This is a genomic window from Desulfosporomusa polytropa, assembly GCF_055380075.1.
Window position 1 is genome coordinate 3,391,445 of the sequence record NZ_AP042400.1, and the last position, 16,377, is coordinate 3,407,821.

The following is a 16,377-nucleotide window of genomic DNA, read 5'->3' on the forward strand; positions in this document are numbered from 1 at the left end:
AGCACCCGCTAAGGTACTGGTCTATTTTTTTCGTATTAATGCATGAATTGATTAGTGAATTGCCTTTTTCTTAAATTGCCCACCCATTACCTCATGAACATCGTTAAAGGTAACAAAGGCACCCTCGTCAATCTCATCAACAATCGATTTTAATTTGGCCATCTCCAACCGCGTAATAACGCAATACAGCACATCTTTGCGTTCCTTAGTATAACCGCCTGAACCATGCAAAACGGTAACTCCCCGGCCTAGCCGAGCCATTAAGGTCTCGGTTATCTCATCAGGCTTGTCTGTTACAATCATAACTGCCTTAGATTCATCCAGACCTTCGATCACTGTATCAATGACTTTAAAGGCAACAAAGTACGCCACCAGCGAATACATAGCTTTATCCCAGCTAAACACAAACCCTGCACTGGTAAGAATAAACAAATTAAAGAACATGATGATTTCGCCGACTGAAAAACTGGTACGCTTGTCCAGCAAAATGGCAACAATCTCTGTTCCATCAAGAGAACCCCCATACCGGATAATCAAACCAACACCAATGCCAACGATGATGCCCCCAAAGATTGCCGCCAAGAACAAATCGTTGGTTAGTCCCGGTATAGGATGAAAGACCGAAACCCAATAGGACAGAGATAGGATAGAGAAAAGAGTTGAAATAGCAAATGTTTTACCAATCTGAGCATATCCCAAATATAAAAACGGTATATTCAGCACTACCAAAAATAAACTTAACGGTAACCCTGTTATATGGCTAGCCATAATAGAAATACCGACTATACCGCCATCAATAATATTGTTGGGAACTAAAAAAATCTCCAATCCAATTGCAGCTATGATTGATCCTATGAAAAGCAAGGTATACTTTTTTAGAATTCGTAAATTTGAACTTCGTTTCGTCATATATAACCTCCTTTCGATTTCATCTAATGCTTTTTATACTTTTACAATAAATCACCTAAGCTTTACTTATCATACACACCCACATATACCATTACTTTAATATTATCTGCAGCAAATTCAACTACGATAACATTCGGAACTGCTAATCTTACCTGCCCATCATTACCAATCAACAAAGTGGGCGGTGATATATCCAGGCCCTCAATACCAACCTTAGTAAATTGGGTACAGGCATTAGCACACACCATATTTCCCATCTCGGAAATAGCACTTTGCGCTAAACTGTCTAATTCAGCCACTTCCATGCCCATCATCATTTTGGAGGCAAATTGCTTAGCTGATGCAGTATCCATGCCAATAAGTATTGTTCCTTGCAAAGGACCAAGAACACCGATATTAATAAGTATTCCCTGATACTGCAAAGGAGATGCTGCTAGTGAAACTCCCTTTTTCTCTACTGTTTGAAACCCAATCTGCGGCAAAATATTGGTGAAAGCTTCTAGTATAGGATTAATTATGTTTACATCCATAATACCATCCCCCTCTTAAAGCCAATACCTAGATATATCCGGCCAAAATCATTATCGCCATAGATACCCTGAAGCTGAATAGTAGGGCTGACAATCTTCGTCTGCACTCCATAGAATACGCTTGGCGGCGATACTCTGAGTCCAAATGCCTGCTCCTTTTTATTTAGCATAGAACAAGCCACACCACCAACTACGTTGGCAAATTCCGCTGCCATTGCCATAATCTCTTCTTGGTTCTTAGCCGGGCGACGCAAAATGCCCTCTGCCATCTTTTCTGCCGTTTCCTGTGACAAATCCAAGATCATCGAGCCTGAGTAATGGCCAATTATACCAATAACTACCGTTATACCCTGTGAAACCTCATTGTCTGACCACGTCCGTTCCGAGAAAGTGGTTATTGTTTTAGTCATGCGGGTTATGCTCTGCGCCAATGCTTCCTGGAAAACATCGATACTCCAGTTCACCAGTTGCTCGTATAAACGGTCTGGCGAGACAACTCCAGTAATAACCCGTCGCAATACTTCTGCCTCAACAGGCTTTTGCACATAACCAGCTACGCCAATACGCCGGGCCTCAGCCTCTGTTTGCTCATCCTTCATAGAACTAATTAATATAATTTTAGCCATGGCGTCATGGGCAAGCAGTACTTTGCTGCACTCAAAACCGTCCGCCCCTGGCATGACTATATCCATGGTTACAATATCAGGTTTACATTTGTTATACGTATCTACTAAAGATTCCAGGCATTCAGCCTCACCAACAACCTCATAGCCTTCCTGCTGGAGACTGTCTGCTAAAATCACCCGGGAAAAGGATGAATCATCAACAATCATAATGCGAATACTCAAGTTTTAGCCCTACTTTCGTATTATATTTTACGTGACCAACCCCCACTAACCATCCCAGAAAATGTGATTTACCTATATTAATGATAACTCAAATTGCCTAAGAAAACAACTCCACAAGAAATTATTAAGATAAAATAAGACAAAAAATAAGATACAAGGATAGCCCTTTATCTTATTTTGATCACACCGTTACCAAGTTGCGACACTGTTACTGCTTATTGTTTTTGTATCCCATTCGGACGCAATAGCGGCTTTTCCCCTTTAAGCGACTGAATAAACTGGAATGCCTTTTCAACTTTTGCCGGTTCACCTTCAAGCACCAGGGTCACTGCGCCTTCGGAACCAGCAATTCCCCCAGATCCAACATGGTAAACCTGAACATCAAACATGGTCGAAACCGCTTGTATCTCAGTTATTACCGTAGCATTAACAATCGGCATCATCCCAGCCGGGGTGCCGGTAGTGTATTTATAGCTTTTATTACCACAGTGTTTGACAGCCTCGGTTACGTTTGGAACCATTTTTTCCAGTCCTACCGGCATAATCAAGCGGGCGCCACGGGCATACAGACTGCCGATAGCTGAACCAATTGTTCCGCCGGCATCATTAGCCATGAAGATCGCCGTGTTGAAATTGCTGTCAACAGCATTTGCACCTTTAATAAAAACATCCGTGTCCGAGAATTTCTCCAGAGCCTTTTCGGTCCGAATATCCTGCCGGACTCCTTTATGCAAGACAATGGGGAAAATAAAATCAGGGTTATCCGGAGTGCTCCAGGTCTCTCCCACAGTTATATGACCTGATATAAAATTTTCTTTAATCAGCTTGCTGCCAAGAAGTTCCTCGGCAACATATCCAGTGCTGGTTCCGGTCGCCACAACTATCCAGCCGTTTGTTAAGGCTGCTTTAACTACCGGAAGCTGGGCAACTGCCTTGGCAATCAGTCGCCTGGATTCATAAGGTGTTAATACAATAAAGGCTCGCTCTGAATACATAGTGACACCTCCGCTAAGTTATTGTATGACTAAATAATTATCTAGCAGGGCTATTAAAACCATTAACTTCACTACATCTCTTTGGCTGGAACCGGCCCCCGCGCCAGCGCAATTTTACCTGTCCGGACAATCTCAATAATGCCGAAATCCAGCAGCACTTCGCAGAAAGCGTCAATTTTGCTTTCCTCGCCGGTAAGTTCAATTGCCACCGTTTCCCGGTTAACATCAATAATTTTGGCACGAAAAATCTCTACGACATTCACCAAATCTGAGCGGTTGGTTTTGCTGGCTTTTACCTTAATCAGTGCCAATTCCCGCTCAATGGACTCAACATAGGTAAGGTTAACAATCTTAATGACATCAACTAACTTGGACAACTGATTGACAACCTGTTCCAGCTCAACCTCGTTATCGGCCGCAACGCTAATAGTAATCCGGGTCGTGTCTAGCTCTTCGGTATAGCTGGCGGCAATACTCTCGATATTAAAAGCCCGCCGGCTAATCAGTCCGGAGATATGAGTTAACACCCCCGGTCGATTTTCGACCAACACTGCCAACGTGTATTTCATCAGCTCATCCCCCCTAAAAGCATTTGATCCAGCCGTCCACCCGGCGGAACCATAGGCAGCACATCCTCAGTAGGCGGCAATAGTATATCAACCAGTACCGGTCCCGACATGTTTAAGGCTTTTTCCAGCACTGCATCTAGCTTATCAGGTTGAGTAACCCGCAAACCTGGCACACCCATCGCCTCAGCAAGTTTGACAAAATCAGTTTTTCCCTTGATGCTGGAATGAGAATAGCGCTGACCGTAAAACATCCGCTGCCACTGATGAACCATCCCCAACACTTCATTATTCATAACAAAAATCTTTAATGGCAAATTATTGTCAGCCACTGTCGCCAGTTCCTGACAATTCATCATAATACTGCCATCGCCAGTAAATAGTACCACGTTTTTATCAGGTAAACTCATCTGCGCACCAATAGCTGCTGGCAAACCATAACCCATGGTTCCTAAACCGCCTGATGTTATATAGGAACGTTCTCTGACAAAATTATAATATTGTGCCACCCACATCTGATGTTGTCCAACATCAGTTACAATAACAGTATTCTCCTGGGTAAGCTGACTTACCTTCTCAATAACAGTTTGAGGCATAATTTTTCCTGATGTCTGAGCATAGGTTAACGGATTTTCCCGTTTCCACATTTGTACACACTCATTCCATACGGCAATTCCTTCGCGCCACTCTGCTGAGCTGCGTCTAGCCGTCTTTTCATTAAGCAGAGGCAAAGACCAGCGAAGATCGCCGACAACCCGCAGATCGGCACGTACATTCTTATTCACCTCAGCAGGATCAATATCGAAGTGTACAATCTTAGCCTGTGGCGCAAAATTTTTGACTACGCTTGTTACCCGATCATCAAATCGAACGCCAATACCCAGCAAAAGATCACACTCGGTGGTAGCCATATTGGCTGCATACGTCCCATGCATACCTACCATACCTAAATGTTGCGGGGAATCAGCCGGAATACAACCTAATCCCATCAAACTGGAAAACACAGGAAATCCTGTCATCTCAGCAAACTTACGAAATTCCGCTACTGTTTCAGATAGGATAACACCGCCGCCGACAAAAATGATTGGATTTTTAGCTGCCGCCATAGCCTGTACAACCAGTTCCACACTCTCCGGTTCACCGGCAAACAGGGGGCTATAGCCCCGTAAGCTAACCGTCTCCGGATACTCGAAATCCAACGGAGCATTAAAAACGTCGCGGGAAACATCGACAACCACCGGCCCCGGCCGCCCAGTCCGCGCAATGTAAAAGGCTTCCTTCAGGATTCTCGGCAAATCCTGAACCTTTTTAACTAAATAATTGTGCTTGGTAATGGGAGTAGTAATACCAATGATATCGGCTTCCTGAAAAGCATCTTTTCCAATCACCCCAACCCCTACCTGCCCGGTAATGGCCACAAGCGGAACAGAATCCATGTAGGCAGTGGCAATACCGGTTACCAAGTTGGTCGCGCCAGGACCTGAGGTCGCAAAACAAACCCCAGTTTTGCCAGTTGCCCGGGCATAGCCGTCGGCAGCATGAACAGCACCTTGTTCATGCCTAGTTAAAATATGGGGAAAATCAGCTTTATACAACGCATCATATAAGGTCAACACACAGCCTCCCGGATAGCCAAACACCAGGTTTACCCCTTCGGCCTTCAAACACTCGATAATTGCTTCCGCACCCAACATTTTCAAGCTAATTTCCCCCTTTTATACTCAATAAAAAATAAAAAACCTCTGTCCCTTACCAAAAGGGACGGAGGTTAATCCGCGATACCACCCAAATTCTATGGTTAATAACCATAGCTGCTCATAGGTACGGAGGTTAGACTCGATACCTCGCCGCAATAACGGGCGGCAATTTCTCACAAGAGAACCCGGCGTAGCCTACTAACATTTCAGCACGCAACTCGCGGATGATTTTCATTATATTCGATAGCGCTGGCTCACACCAATCCCAGCTCGCTGTTGCTATCACACTATAACTACTCTTCCGTTCATCGTCTTTACAACTTCTATTTTATTGATTGTTATATTACAGAAAAATCGTTCTGTTGTCAAGAACATTCTGCTATTTTGTTTACACCTTTTCTATTTAATATCATTATACTTTAACTAACTGTAAACATTATATACTATGCCAACAAGCGAAGAAGCAAAATGACAAAAAACAGTTGACCTACCCGCCGTATTCCGGTGAATATTCCAGCAGTTTGGTTTTAACCTGATTGGTATCCAAAAGTCTAAACAAACCATTAAAGTCAGTAGTACTATAGATAGGTATGCGTCGTAATAAATAAATATTGTCCCTGTCAGGGGTATTAAGACCCGGCAAGACGGTAAACGCCGCTTGATAGTCGGCTGCTGCTATTACTTCCCAGGTCCTTAGATTAAAATAGCCGTAGGGATAGGAAAATAACTCCGAAGTTTTAGCCGTAACCTGTCGAAGGTCCTTTTTGACAGCCTTAACCTCATACTGCAACTCCTGACCTGATAGCGCGGTCAAGTCACTGTGCGTCACCGAGTGACCGCCAAAAACAATACCATAGGCAGACATCTCCCTTATCTGAGCACTTGACAACCGCTTGTTTTTATCAATATTTACACCTGGTACAAAAATAACAGCACGAAAATCATATTGCTTTAATATAGGAAAAGCATATAAATAATTATCCTCATAACCATCATCAAATGTAATAAGAATCGGCTTGTCCGGCAGTTTAACCGGCTCTTGCCGCATATACGCAACAAACTTTTCCGGGGAAATAGTTTCAAAACCCGCCTTTTTCAACATATCCATCTGCCGTGCAAACTCTGCCGGTGTCACCGTTAAATTCGGTAAATCACTGTTGTCCTCACTCACATGATGATATAACAATACGGGAATACCGTTAAGATACTGGGCAGATGCACTATTGGCAAACATAACAGGCAAAAGTCCGACAAGCAGGCAAATAAGCTGGTGGCATACTACCTTTTTTCCGATCTGCATATGAATCCCTCTTCTTGTTTTATATTAATTTCTATTATAAACTAACTTTAATAGAAATTAAACTCTACCTGAAAGGCAGGCTTTATCATGACACAGATAAATTGGGGTATCCTATCAACAGGTACGATTGCGAAAAAATTTGCAGACACTTTTCCCCAGTTACCCGATTGCGGCACTCTCTTAGCTGTCGCGTCACGCAGCCAGGAATCTGCCCGTCAATTTGCCACAAGTTATAGTATACCACGCGCCTATAGTAGTTATTTAGAGTTAGTGCGTGATCCCGAGATTGATGTTATCTATGTTGCTACCCCACATTCTTCCCACTATGAAAACGTGAAACTCTGTTTAGAGAATGGCAAACATGTTCTTTGTGAAAAATCATTTACTGTCAACATAGAGCAAGCTACTGCCCTTATTCAACTGGCTAAAGAAAAAAATTTGTTTCTGATGGAAGCCTTCTGGACAAAATTTCTCCCAGCCTACCAGCAGCTTAGCAAAACTATCGCCGAAGGTGCTATTGGGGACATAATTCATTTCAGGGCCCAATATGGCTTTGCCCCCACCGGGGCGAGGTATGTAAGAAAATTTGATCCTAACCTGGCCGGAGGTGCTTTGTTGGATATCGGTGTTTACGCCCTCGGGGTGGCAACCATGCTGCTAGGCTATCAGCCTGCCCAGATGTGCTCAAGTGCCATTATGGGCGAATATGGCACAGATAAATTTAATAGTATCATGTTAGCTTATGAAAACGGCATGACTGCCCACTTAATTACAACCATTGGCTCTGTTATCGAACCACAAGCTGTGGTCTTCGGTACTAAAGGCCAGATTATTCTCCCCAACTTTTCCGCACTCCAAAACTTTACTTTGAAAAAAAACGATGGTACACAATCCACTGTCGATTCACCCTTTGAGATTAATGGTTTTGAATATCAAATACGGGAAACGGTCACTTGTTTGCGCGCTAAAAAAAGGGAGAGTGATATCATGACTCATCAAAATACCCTAGCAGTAATGCGATTAATGGATACAGCCCGTGCCGACTGGGGGCTAAGGTTCCCTTGTGAGGATTAACTAGCGGCATAGCTTAAACCAGGTAATTGTAATACCGGCAAACAGTCATACTAATGGCCTTGCTTCCTGATCAACACAGGAGGCAAGGCCGTTTACGTTAACCTACTAACAATATCATCTGCTTTATTGGTTTGAACCAACAAAAGTAAAACCATATTTCTTAAAGACTGCTGCACTTTGTGGACTACAAAGATATGTCAAAAAGGCTTCGGCTTCTTGGGGATGCTTAGAATTAGCCATAACCACTGCTGGAAACGTAACCGGCGTGTGCGACCCATCTGGCGCAGCCGCGACTACTTTGACCTTATCGCTTAACGCGGCCACCGTCGAAAATGCAATTCCTGCATCAACATTTTCTGTCTCAACATAGGCAATGATTGTGCGAACATCCTTAGCCTGTACGGCTTTATCTTTAACAGCTTCCCATATACCAATATTTTTAAGTAACTCTATAGCATATTGACCAGCCGGCACAGTCCCCGGCTCGCCCATACCAAACCTTGTGACCCTTGTTAAATCTTGAAAACCTTCGATTTTCAATTGAGAGTTTTTCGGAACCACCAGTACCAATTTATCACTAACCAGTATTTTTCGGGTACTAGCTACTACGAGATTTTGGTTTTGCAGATCATTCACCTGTTTCGGTGAAGCAGAAATAAATATATCTGCCATGACACCCTGTTCTAACTGTTTTTGTAAAACTCCAGCAGGACCAAGATTAAATACAAGTTTTACATTTGGATTAGACGCTTCATATTCTTTTTGAATATCCTGCAGAGCATCTTTCAGCCCAAGCGCAGCAGAAATATTAATTTCCATAGGCTCGGTCAGTTTTACCGGCGTTTGGACAACAGGCTTTGTTGCCCAAATTGTTCCGGCGACAACCAGAACTGCAACCAGTATAAACAGCCAATTAACTACAACCTTCTCTTTCACAGATAACTCCCCCTCGCATTGCCAGTAGCGCTGGCTGCTATTTCTCCAGGACAAGCTCATGTCTGTCAGCATCTTTTAATACACAATTCCATGCTATGACCTGACCGCCCCTAATTTAAAAATAAACAAATTTATACCAACATAAACTAACATAACTTTATTATAGTATTTATTATATGGTAATTGCAAGCAATTACCATATAATAAATACTTCTTTAAGTAACACTTGTTCAGCCTTAAAACTCAGTAATTACAGGCATAATTCCATATTTACCGGCATTATCGCTAAACTAAATTTTTTCTACTCAATATATACCAACCCTATTGCTTTATATAATCTCAGCAAATATAATAGTATTATACTTGTTTATATTTGTTTATGTTAGTTCTTGTTATCAAAATGCCTTTTATCTCAAGTTCTCACAATTGAATAGTCTGCTTCTTAGCCGATTTACCTAATCCTTCAAGGTATGGTAACCGGCCGATCGGTATAGCGGGAAACGGCTATATCTCCCTTTTGGAAAGGAGCAATATTTTAAGCGGCGCAGTTCCTTGTGCCTATTTATGATCCGATTTGCGCCTGCTTAAATTCATTGCCAAGCCTTTCCATCCCGGATAAGCTTGGCAATTTTGATTTATTAGAAGTTTACTATCCTGCATATGCTCCACCCTAGAACATTTGTATGTCAATAACACTATTTTGATAGGAGGAAAAATTATGTTCGAGCGAGTCCATACCCACAGCGATATTTTAAAAAACGGAAAAATCATGCTATTGGTCGACTGCGAACCCGGTTGCTACACGTTAACTGACTTAGAATATTCAGAACACGCATTTCAGGAACTCCTTGTGGACACCTATAAAACCCTCCAAGAAGCTAAATTGACTAAGAACAACTTCACTTTTGAGGCCTATGCCAATACCATTGTATCGTTGACAAACAACCTTGAAAATATTACGAAATCTCTTCTTGCAATCAAATCAGCAATACAAGCAGCTAACGGCAAGCAAGGTACAATTATTACTGAGTCTTACCAACAGGAAAGTGTCGAACACAGTGCAAAAAAAAATGCAGCAGCGTACCAAAATGACCCCGACCAGTTCACAGCAAAACGCAGTTTGCATACGCTACGAATCTTTCAAAAATGAAGCCCCTACAAAGCACATGTTCTGCTTTAAAATAGCTCCAAAAGGAAATTTAACAATACATGATTACATAAGAGATGGTGATGCCTTATGAAGATTTCCGATTTCACTTTAATAGTCGACAATGTCTCTGTAGATACGCTTCCACTTTTTGTTCAACTCGCTGCCGATACAACCTCGGCATACAAGGAGATTGACGCACTCTATGAAACTGATAAAACACGCTACCAGACCGCAGCATCCCTTTCTCCCTATGCAAATTACCCTTTGTTCACTACCAGCGGTATTGAACGGCAATGTTATGCCGTAAAATATTTAGGGGTGCTGCTTGCGGCTATAGAAGATGGTCGCGATTCTCCCTTATTCGAACAGCTATTACGCAGCCTAACAAAACACTGGAATGATTTGCACTATTACATAAAGAACTCCGAAACAATCGATTTATCAACAGCTGTTAAGCCGGAGTATTACGCTGAATCCACCCAAAATAGTCAGCACCATAATCTTCTTACAGGCGCCGCAACACAATATCTCCAGACTTTCATTGCGTTGTATCCAGCCATCGACTTACCACCGCAGGCCTCCTTAAAATTCGCAATGTTTATGACATGTGCTCTAGGAAAAAAGGCAATTGTATCAACTCCTGAGACTTTATCTATTATCCAAACACTTGCCAGCAAACTTGATGGTACTAGCGAAATTCAACAATTACGAGGCAGACTGAATAAAGCATCAGTAAAAAAAGTGGCCCGCTATCTAAAAAATTTGATATATCAAAAAGTCTTTCATAATTATCGCGATCCCTGGAACGGCGACCACTGCTGGGAGGGCTTGGCCCACTGCAGCGCATATCTGTCGTCAATAGCAGGAATATCATTGTTTTCCCCAAAACTCTTGACGCAGGTTAAGGAGCGAGATGTAGAACTTCTTTGCCGCCTTTATATTGTTAAGATGACTGCAGAGTTATTTCGCTCTAATCATAAACAAAGCAAAGAAGAGATGGAATTAGATTGTGCTGAATTTGTAATGTTTGGCTTAAATTTACTTGAGTTCGTAAGAGAATATAAGAAAACGAAAAAATATTATTTTGAACACAATGCCCCATTTCCATATGCTGAAATGAATAATCTTCAAAAGCAGCTTCAGACTTGTGAAACAGAGGTCCGAAGAATGAGCGCGGATTTGACTGCAAAAACTAATTTACTAGCCTTAAAGGAAGAAGAGATTAACAATCTGATTCTTAAACAAAAATTCGTGTTAAATGCATTGACCAAGGAAAATCAACTGCTTAAAACTAAACTTGCGCAAATCGAAGATCACCCTCGAAAAATCGCAGACATAAAAACAATTCACTCTGATACTATTTTTAAAGCAGCAATATCCAATAAACATTACAATATAGAGACGGCTTTAAAAAGACTAAGCACTATTCATGCCTTGGTTATCGGCGGTTCTGAAAACTGGCAAGCCAAGTTAAAGCGCAAACTCCCCCACTTTGTATATCTTTTTGGCGACACAAGCAACTTTGACGAAGCACTGATTATCCATGCCGATATTATTTTTGCCAATGTTCGGTGCAAATTTAGCCACGATTGCTTTTATAAGATGATCAAACCAATTCGCTATTATAATAAGCATCTAGTGTTTTTGCCTAATACTAATATTGCCCTTACCATTCACCAGATGGTCAACGCTGCAGATTCGGACTATGCAGCAGAAACAGCAGCAAGAAATGCCACAGTACATAATGATATCGGCCGTGTTGTCGAACTATGAACCAGCATTAATTACGAATTTGAATACAAGGAGAAGGGTTTTACTTTTGGCATTGCCCCAAAAGTAACAAAAGGTCTAGGCCCAAAGCCTCCAAAAGCTGAAAAGCCGGGCGATATTCCTAAAATCCGCAAACTCGCTACGTGAACTGGTACCCTAAATTAGGACAGTGAGAAGAAATCCGTTTTAGGAAGCGATAAGATGATCCCGATATTGATTTGGGGTCATCTTTTTTAATCCCCATTGGTAACGTTGGCAATTGTAATACTCAATGTATTCATCGATCTTATTCTGAACTTCAGTAAAGCTTTGGCACTCTTTTATATTAATTTCATCCTTCATATGTCCAAAGAATGACTCCATTGATGCGTTATCCAAACAGTTGCCCTTCCTAGACATGGACTGTTTTATCAATAATTCTTTCACCCTGCACTGAAATTCAGGATGTGTATAATGAAATCCCTGATCCGAGTGTATAATTGCGTCAGGGTGGATGTTTCCGCCCAAAGTTTCCTGTAATCGGTCCAGCGTTTTCATCACAAGACCCATTTCGAGAGAAGTCGATAGATGGTAAGCCAAAATTTCTCTTGTTGATCCGTCTTTAATGACCGATAAGTAAGCCTTACGCCCCTCGGCGTAATATAGATAGGTAATATCGGTTAACATGACCTTTTGCGGCTCGTGGTGATCAAACTTGCGCTTTAGCAGATTACATACCGTTTTATGAGGTTGAGTTGCCTTTGCCATTTTTCGATACGGATTCTTCCGTCTCACCACCGTAACCAATTGGAACCTTCGCATAATACGCAAAATCTTCTTGTGATTCATAAGAATTGCGTACTCTCTTTCTAGATTCATCTTTATCGTGCGCCAGCCACCCTTTCTTTTAGTAGCAATAAATATTTCTTCAATCAGTTTATAATCATTTCTGTCATGCTCTTCTCTCTGGTATCGACTAGGTGCTGCCTTCAGCCAGGCATAGAACCCGCTACGGCTAACTTGTGCTATCTCACATAAGTAACTAATCATACGATACTTCGGATACTTTCGTATGACTCGATATATGATTTGGAACTTTTCTGCAGCATTTAACGCCTTCTTTCTTTCTCCCGTATCTTTTTTAACAATTCATTTTCTGCCTCAAGAAAATAAATTTTGGCCTCGGCCTTTTTTAACTTATCTTCAATGGACGACTCTCTGCCTGTTAAACGGATACCTTTTGAACTTCGTCCCGCTTCTCTCAGACCTTGCTCACCACGCTGTTTGAAAATGATACGCCATCTTTTGATACAGACAAATGGTTTATCGTCTCCTATTAGTTGAAGATTGAAGCCATTGTCAATAAAAATTTGTCTAGGCTTCTTTCCAGATAAGTATTCTTTGACCGCTCTAATTTTAAAATCGGAATGATACGAGATATAGCGGTCAGTTACTTTCTCTACATTGGGGTTTCTCAGAAGGATGTGTTGATCCGATTCGCTATAGAATATATTACTCACTAAAATTCCGCCTCCGGTAATTAATAATTTCATTATATACATTTATTCGTTCTATGAACATACAAAAACCCCGATACGGACTTTATAATAGTGTCCATTATCGGGGTACCGGTTCACGCTCAAACAGTACGGATTTTTTAACGGAATACCGCCCGGCTTTTCTCCTGCGGAACGCTTTTTCCGGCAAAGGCCGGGGGGTTACGGGGGTTACGAGGGATACCGAGGTACCACCTTACGGCTGCCTGTGCCGGGTTTTGTACTTGACACCCCTTGTTTTATAATGCCTCCGCGACTCCCAAATCTTATACTTTGATATATTAAAAAGAGAACTATCGTGCGTGCGATAGTCCTCTTTTTATTTCATTTACACAACTCAATTGTACTTTATGTTAGCTTATGTTGAAAACAGTTAGCCCTGCCATGTCCCACAGGAGGGGTGTTGCCGCCGATCTAGCAAACCAACGAACACTTACCAATATAACCATTATTTCAGTACGTAATTGTTAGCGATAATCATCTTAAATTAGCGATATCCGGCGATATATAGATTTATATTGTTAATTTGATTAAATACGGTTAAATTTAGGATTAAATGGGTAATTTTATTGTTTTTTGTCATATAACATGCTATACTAGTTACAAGGATATTAAAAAACTAAGGAGTGTTGATTACAATGAAAATTAGCGGAAGAAACAAATTGGAAGCCACTGTAAAAGAAGTTGTTAAAGGGACTGTTATGGCTAAAGTCATCATGGATTATAAGGGTACCGAACTGGTAGCTGCCATTACGGTAGATTCTGTTGAAGACTTAAACCTAGCTCCTGGAGACAAGGTTACGGCTTTGGTAAAGGCTACTGAGATGATGGTTCTTAAATAATTGTAACCACGTACCTGCCAATAAATCCAGAGGCATTGACTCACCCCGCAAAGTAAGGGTTAGTCAATGCCTCTGTTTTAGCTTTATCTACACTTTTCGATTTCATCAATTTCTACTTGGCAGTCACTACCGGTATCCCTTTGGAATCATGAGCCATAACTTCACAGCAACAGGTATCACCTTTAAGAGTGGTTTAAAACAAACCGCTAACTTTACCAGTCTTAACATCAACATCAATGCGACGATAAGCAGGGTCAGAGCTAGTCCCTGGCATCAAGCTGATTGCACCAGCCATCGGACAGAGGAATTTGGCACCACCATAGACCAAGATGTCGCGGATCGGCAATCTCCAGCCTTTTGGTACACCCTTCCAGGTAGGTTCATGCGACAAGGACAGGTGGCTCTTAACCATCATGGTGCAGTAATCGGCATACTTAGGATCAGACTCGAATTTCTGAGCTTTTTCCTCAGCCAACGGAGCCCAGTCAACGCCATCAGCGCCATATACTTCTGTGGCAATCTTCTCAACACGTTGACGAAGTGGCATTTCCAGCGGATACAGGAATTTGAAATCAACTTTTTCTTTACAAGCATCCATAACTGCATCAGCCAAATCAAGAGCGCCTTCGCCACCACTCATCCAGTGTTGGGAAACAGCAGCGCGCGCGCCAGCCTGTTCAGCAATTCTCTTAACCAAAGCATGTTCAGCCGGGGTATCAGTGTAGAAAGCATTGATACAAACAACTGGTTTGATTCCAGATTTTTTGATCATGTTGATCAGATGTACCATGTTTTCGCAACCTTTTTCGAGTAGACCCAGGTTTTCTTTAGTATATTCGTCAGGCAACGGACGACCTGGAATAACGGTAGGTCCACCACCGTGCATTTTGAGAGCGCGAACAGTTGCTACCAGGATAGAAACGTTTGGAGTAAGTCCGCTCAAGCGGCATTTAACGTTCCAGAATTTTTCGAATCCGATATCGGCAGCAAAGCCAGACTCAGTAATATGATAATCAAAGCATTTAAGACCAATACGGTCAGCAATGATTGAGGACTGACCAATTGCAATGTTAGCAAACGGACCCGCATGAACAAAACAAGGCTGACCTTCCACAGTAGAGCAGAGTGTCGGGTTGATGGTATTACGCATCCAGGCAGTCATAGCACCGTCAACTTCAAGATCGCCAGTAGTAACTGGGTTACCTTGTCTGTTATAACCAACTACAATGTGCTTGAAACGTTCCCGCATATCAGTCAAATCTTTAGCTACTGCCAAGATTGCCATTAACTCAGAACCAACAGCGATCCCGAATTTAGAATGCATCATGAAACCATCTTTTTTACCACCAAGACCCATAATGATGTTACGAAGACCTTGAGCAGCAAAGTCAATGACCCAGCCCATTTCAATATTTTTCGGATCAATATCCAGTCTTTTTAGGCCTCTTTTAGCCAACTCGGCATCAGTGTAATTGGCTTCGTGTTGCATTCTAGCGTTCATGGCAACCATACCCAGGTTATGGGCATTCATAATATCATTGATATCGCCAGTTAAACCAAGCGAAAATTCAGTCATTGGAATTAATAAAGCGTTACCGCCGCCAGCAGCAGTACCTTTAACGTTCATAGTCGGGCCACCAGAAGGTTGACGTAACGCGCCACCGACATTCATGCCACGTTTGCCAAGGCCTTCCATAATACCAATTGACGTAGTGGATTTACCTTCACCAAGCGGGGTAGGAGTAATGGCAGTTACCTCAATATATTTACCATCTGGTTTATTCTTCAGACGATCAATTACCTTTAAGAAATCAATTTTCGGAGTTTTACCGTAAGGAATGATTTCGTCTTTTTGCAGTCCCATTATTTCCTGATACTTCTCGGTAGAAGGGATATTCCCCTCTGCTGCTTCGGCTATTTGCCAGTCTTTCATTACTGTAGGATCCCATGCCATAATAATAAATCCCCCTTTTTTTGCTTTTCATTTAATTTCGTAAGCATACTTCCATTGCTGCCAACAAACTTCTTTTTCACACCACCTCCTTATATTTAAGCGTTAAATAATCCGGGGTAACTGCATTTTGCACGTAAAAAACAAGCCATGTGCATTAGCAGTTCCCATTGGTTGTCCTTAAGCCTTCGATAGGTTTAGCTAAAGTAACTCGATCTGCACAGAATTTAGCAAAACACGCAGAAATGACGCAAAAATCCCAATTTGTTATATT

Annotated in this window: 13 protein-coding genes, 1 pseudogene, 1 riboswitch and 1 other annotated feature; of the genes and pseudogenes, 4 read left to right on the top strand and 10 right to left on the bottom strand. The window is 41.9% G+C overall.

Translation table 11 applies throughout. The features are described 5' to 3' along the window. Window positions 1-51 precede the first annotated feature (51 nt). The 7 genes from ACZ449_RS17650 to ACZ449_RS17680 form a co-directional block, all read right to left on the bottom strand. Window positions 52-909, bottom strand: coding sequence for a YitT family protein (locus tag ACZ449_RS17650; RefSeq protein ID WP_464257373.1), 858 nt, complete (start codon window positions 907-909; stop codon window positions 52-54). A 62-nt stretch (window positions 910-971) separates the two neighbouring features. After that, the gene (locus ACZ449_RS17655) at window positions 972-1,439 is read right to left on the bottom strand and encodes a chemotaxis protein CheX (protein ID WP_464257374.1); all 468 of its coding nucleotides are present in this window, start codon (window positions 1,437-1,439) and stop codon (window positions 972-974) included. Next, complete coding sequence (locus ACZ449_RS17660; RefSeq protein WP_464257375.1) at window positions 1,430-2,287, bottom strand: response regulator; 858 nt, start codon at window positions 2,285-2,287, stop codon at window positions 1,430-1,432. The genes ACZ449_RS17655 and ACZ449_RS17660 overlap by 10 nt, the downstream gene beginning before the upstream one ends. 215 nt (window positions 2,288-2,502) lie before the next feature. Continuing rightward, window positions 2,503-3,282 (bottom strand): hypothetical protein, encoded by a 780-nt coding sequence (locus tag ACZ449_RS17665; RefSeq protein ID WP_464257376.1) that lies wholly within the window; start codon window positions 3,280-3,282, stop codon window positions 2,503-2,505. 71 nt (window positions 3,283-3,353) lie between these two features. Then, window positions 3,354-3,851, bottom strand: coding sequence for an acetolactate synthase small subunit (ilvN, locus tag ACZ449_RS17670; RefSeq protein WP_464257377.1), 498 nt, complete (start codon window positions 3,849-3,851; stop codon window positions 3,354-3,356). Then, window positions 3,851-5,548 (bottom strand): biosynthetic-type acetolactate synthase large subunit, encoded by a 1,698-nt coding sequence (gene ilvB / locus ACZ449_RS17675; protein WP_464257378.1) that lies wholly within the window; start codon window positions 5,546-5,548, stop codon window positions 3,851-3,853. The genes ilvN and ilvB overlap by 1 nt, the downstream gene beginning before the upstream one ends. A 54-nt stretch (window positions 5,549-5,602) precedes the next feature. Continuing rightward, window positions 5,603-5,863 (bottom strand) — a binding site (T-box leader). A gap of 169 nt (window positions 5,864-6,032) precedes the next feature. Further along, on the bottom strand, window positions 6,033-6,845 hold the full coding sequence (locus ACZ449_RS17680) for a polysaccharide deacetylase family protein (RefSeq protein WP_464257379.1): 813 nt from the start codon (window positions 6,843-6,845) through the stop codon (window positions 6,033-6,035). A gap of 87 nt (window positions 6,846-6,932) precedes the next feature. Here ACZ449_RS17680 and ACZ449_RS17685 point away from each other — a divergent pair, with 87 nt between their 5' ends. After that, on the top strand, window positions 6,933-7,919 hold the full coding sequence (locus ACZ449_RS17685) for a Gfo/Idh/MocA family protein (protein WP_464257380.1): 987 nt from the start codon (window positions 6,933-6,935) through the stop codon (window positions 7,917-7,919). 123 nt (window positions 7,920-8,042) lie between these two features. Here ACZ449_RS17685 and modA read toward each other — a convergent pair whose 3' ends face one another. Next, the gene (modA, locus tag ACZ449_RS17690) at window positions 8,043-8,855 is read right to left on the bottom strand and encodes a molybdate ABC transporter substrate-binding protein (RefSeq protein WP_464257381.1); all 813 of its coding nucleotides are present in this window, start codon (window positions 8,853-8,855) and stop codon (window positions 8,043-8,045) included. Between the two features lie 427 nt (window positions 8,856-9,282). Next, window positions 9,283-9,398: riboswitch (molybdenum cofactor riboswitch) on the top strand. 175 nt (window positions 9,399-9,573) lie between these two features. Between modA and ACZ449_RS17695 the strand changes: the two genes are divergently transcribed. Beyond that, a complete protein-coding gene (locus tag ACZ449_RS17695; RefSeq protein ID WP_464257382.1) occupies window positions 9,574-10,005 on the top strand; it encodes a hypothetical protein in 432 nt (143 codons plus the stop codon). An 87-nt stretch (window positions 10,006-10,092) separates the two neighbouring features. Continuing rightward, complete coding sequence (locus tag ACZ449_RS17700; protein ID WP_464257383.1) at window positions 10,093-11,778, top strand: hypothetical protein; 1,686 nt, start codon at window positions 10,093-10,095, stop codon at window positions 11,776-11,778. 183 nt (window positions 11,779-11,961) lie between these two features. On the opposite strand, the pseudogene ACZ449_RS17705 reads toward ACZ449_RS17700, so the two are convergent. Further along, a pseudogene (locus ACZ449_RS17705) lies at window positions 11,962-13,274 on the bottom strand (IS3 family transposase). A gap of 674 nt (window positions 13,275-13,948) precedes the next feature. Between ACZ449_RS17705 and ACZ449_RS17710 the strand changes: the two are divergent. Further along, window positions 13,949-14,152 carry a TOBE domain-containing protein gene (locus tag ACZ449_RS17710; RefSeq protein ID WP_464257384.1) on the top strand — a complete coding sequence of 68 codons (204 nt, stop codon included), beginning with the start codon at window positions 13,949-13,951 and terminating at the stop codon, window positions 14,150-14,152. Window positions 14,153-14,345: 193 nt separating this feature from the next. On the opposite strand, the gene ACZ449_RS17715 is transcribed toward ACZ449_RS17710, so the two are convergent. After that, window positions 14,346-16,106: a formate--tetrahydrofolate ligase gene (locus ACZ449_RS17715; RefSeq protein ID WP_464257385.1), complete on the bottom strand. Its 1,761-nt coding sequence runs from the start codon at window positions 16,104-16,106 to the stop codon at window positions 14,346-14,348. Window positions 16,107-16,377: the final 271 nt, after the last annotated feature.

Coding starts and splice junctions, on each gene's coding strand:
- ACZ449_RS17650 (WP_464257373.1), bottom strand. CDS start 909: ATGACGAAACGAAGTTCAAATTTACGAATTCTAAAAAAGTATACCTTG.
- ACZ449_RS17655 (WP_464257374.1), bottom strand. CDS start 1,439: ATGGATGTAAACATAATTAATCCTATACTAGAAGCTTTCACCAATATT.
- ACZ449_RS17665 (WP_464257376.1), bottom strand. CDS start 3,282: ATGTATTCAGAGCGAGCCTTTATTGTATTAACACCTTATGAATCCAGG.
- ilvN (WP_464257377.1), bottom strand. CDS start 3,851: ATGAAATACACGTTGGCAGTGTTGGTCGAAAATCGACCGGGGGTGTTA.
- ACZ449_RS17680 (WP_464257379.1), bottom strand. CDS start 6,845: ATGCAGATCGGAAAAAAGGTAGTATGCCACCAGCTTATTTGCCTGCTT.
- ACZ449_RS17685 (WP_464257380.1), top strand. CDS start 6,933: ATGACACAGATAAATTGGGGTATCCTATCAACAGGTACGATTGCGAAA.
- ACZ449_RS17695 (WP_464257382.1), top strand. CDS start 9,574: ATGTTCGAGCGAGTCCATACCCACAGCGATATTTTAAAAAACGGAAAA.
- ACZ449_RS17700 (WP_464257383.1), top strand. CDS start 10,093: ATGAAGATTTCCGATTTCACTTTAATAGTCGACAATGTCTCTGTAGAT.
- ACZ449_RS17710 (WP_464257384.1), top strand. CDS start 13,949: ATGAAAATTAGCGGAAGAAACAAATTGGAAGCCACTGTAAAAGAAGTT.
- ACZ449_RS17715 (WP_464257385.1), bottom strand. CDS start 16,106: ATGGCATGGGATCCTACAGTAATGAAAGACTGGCAAATAGCCGAAGCA.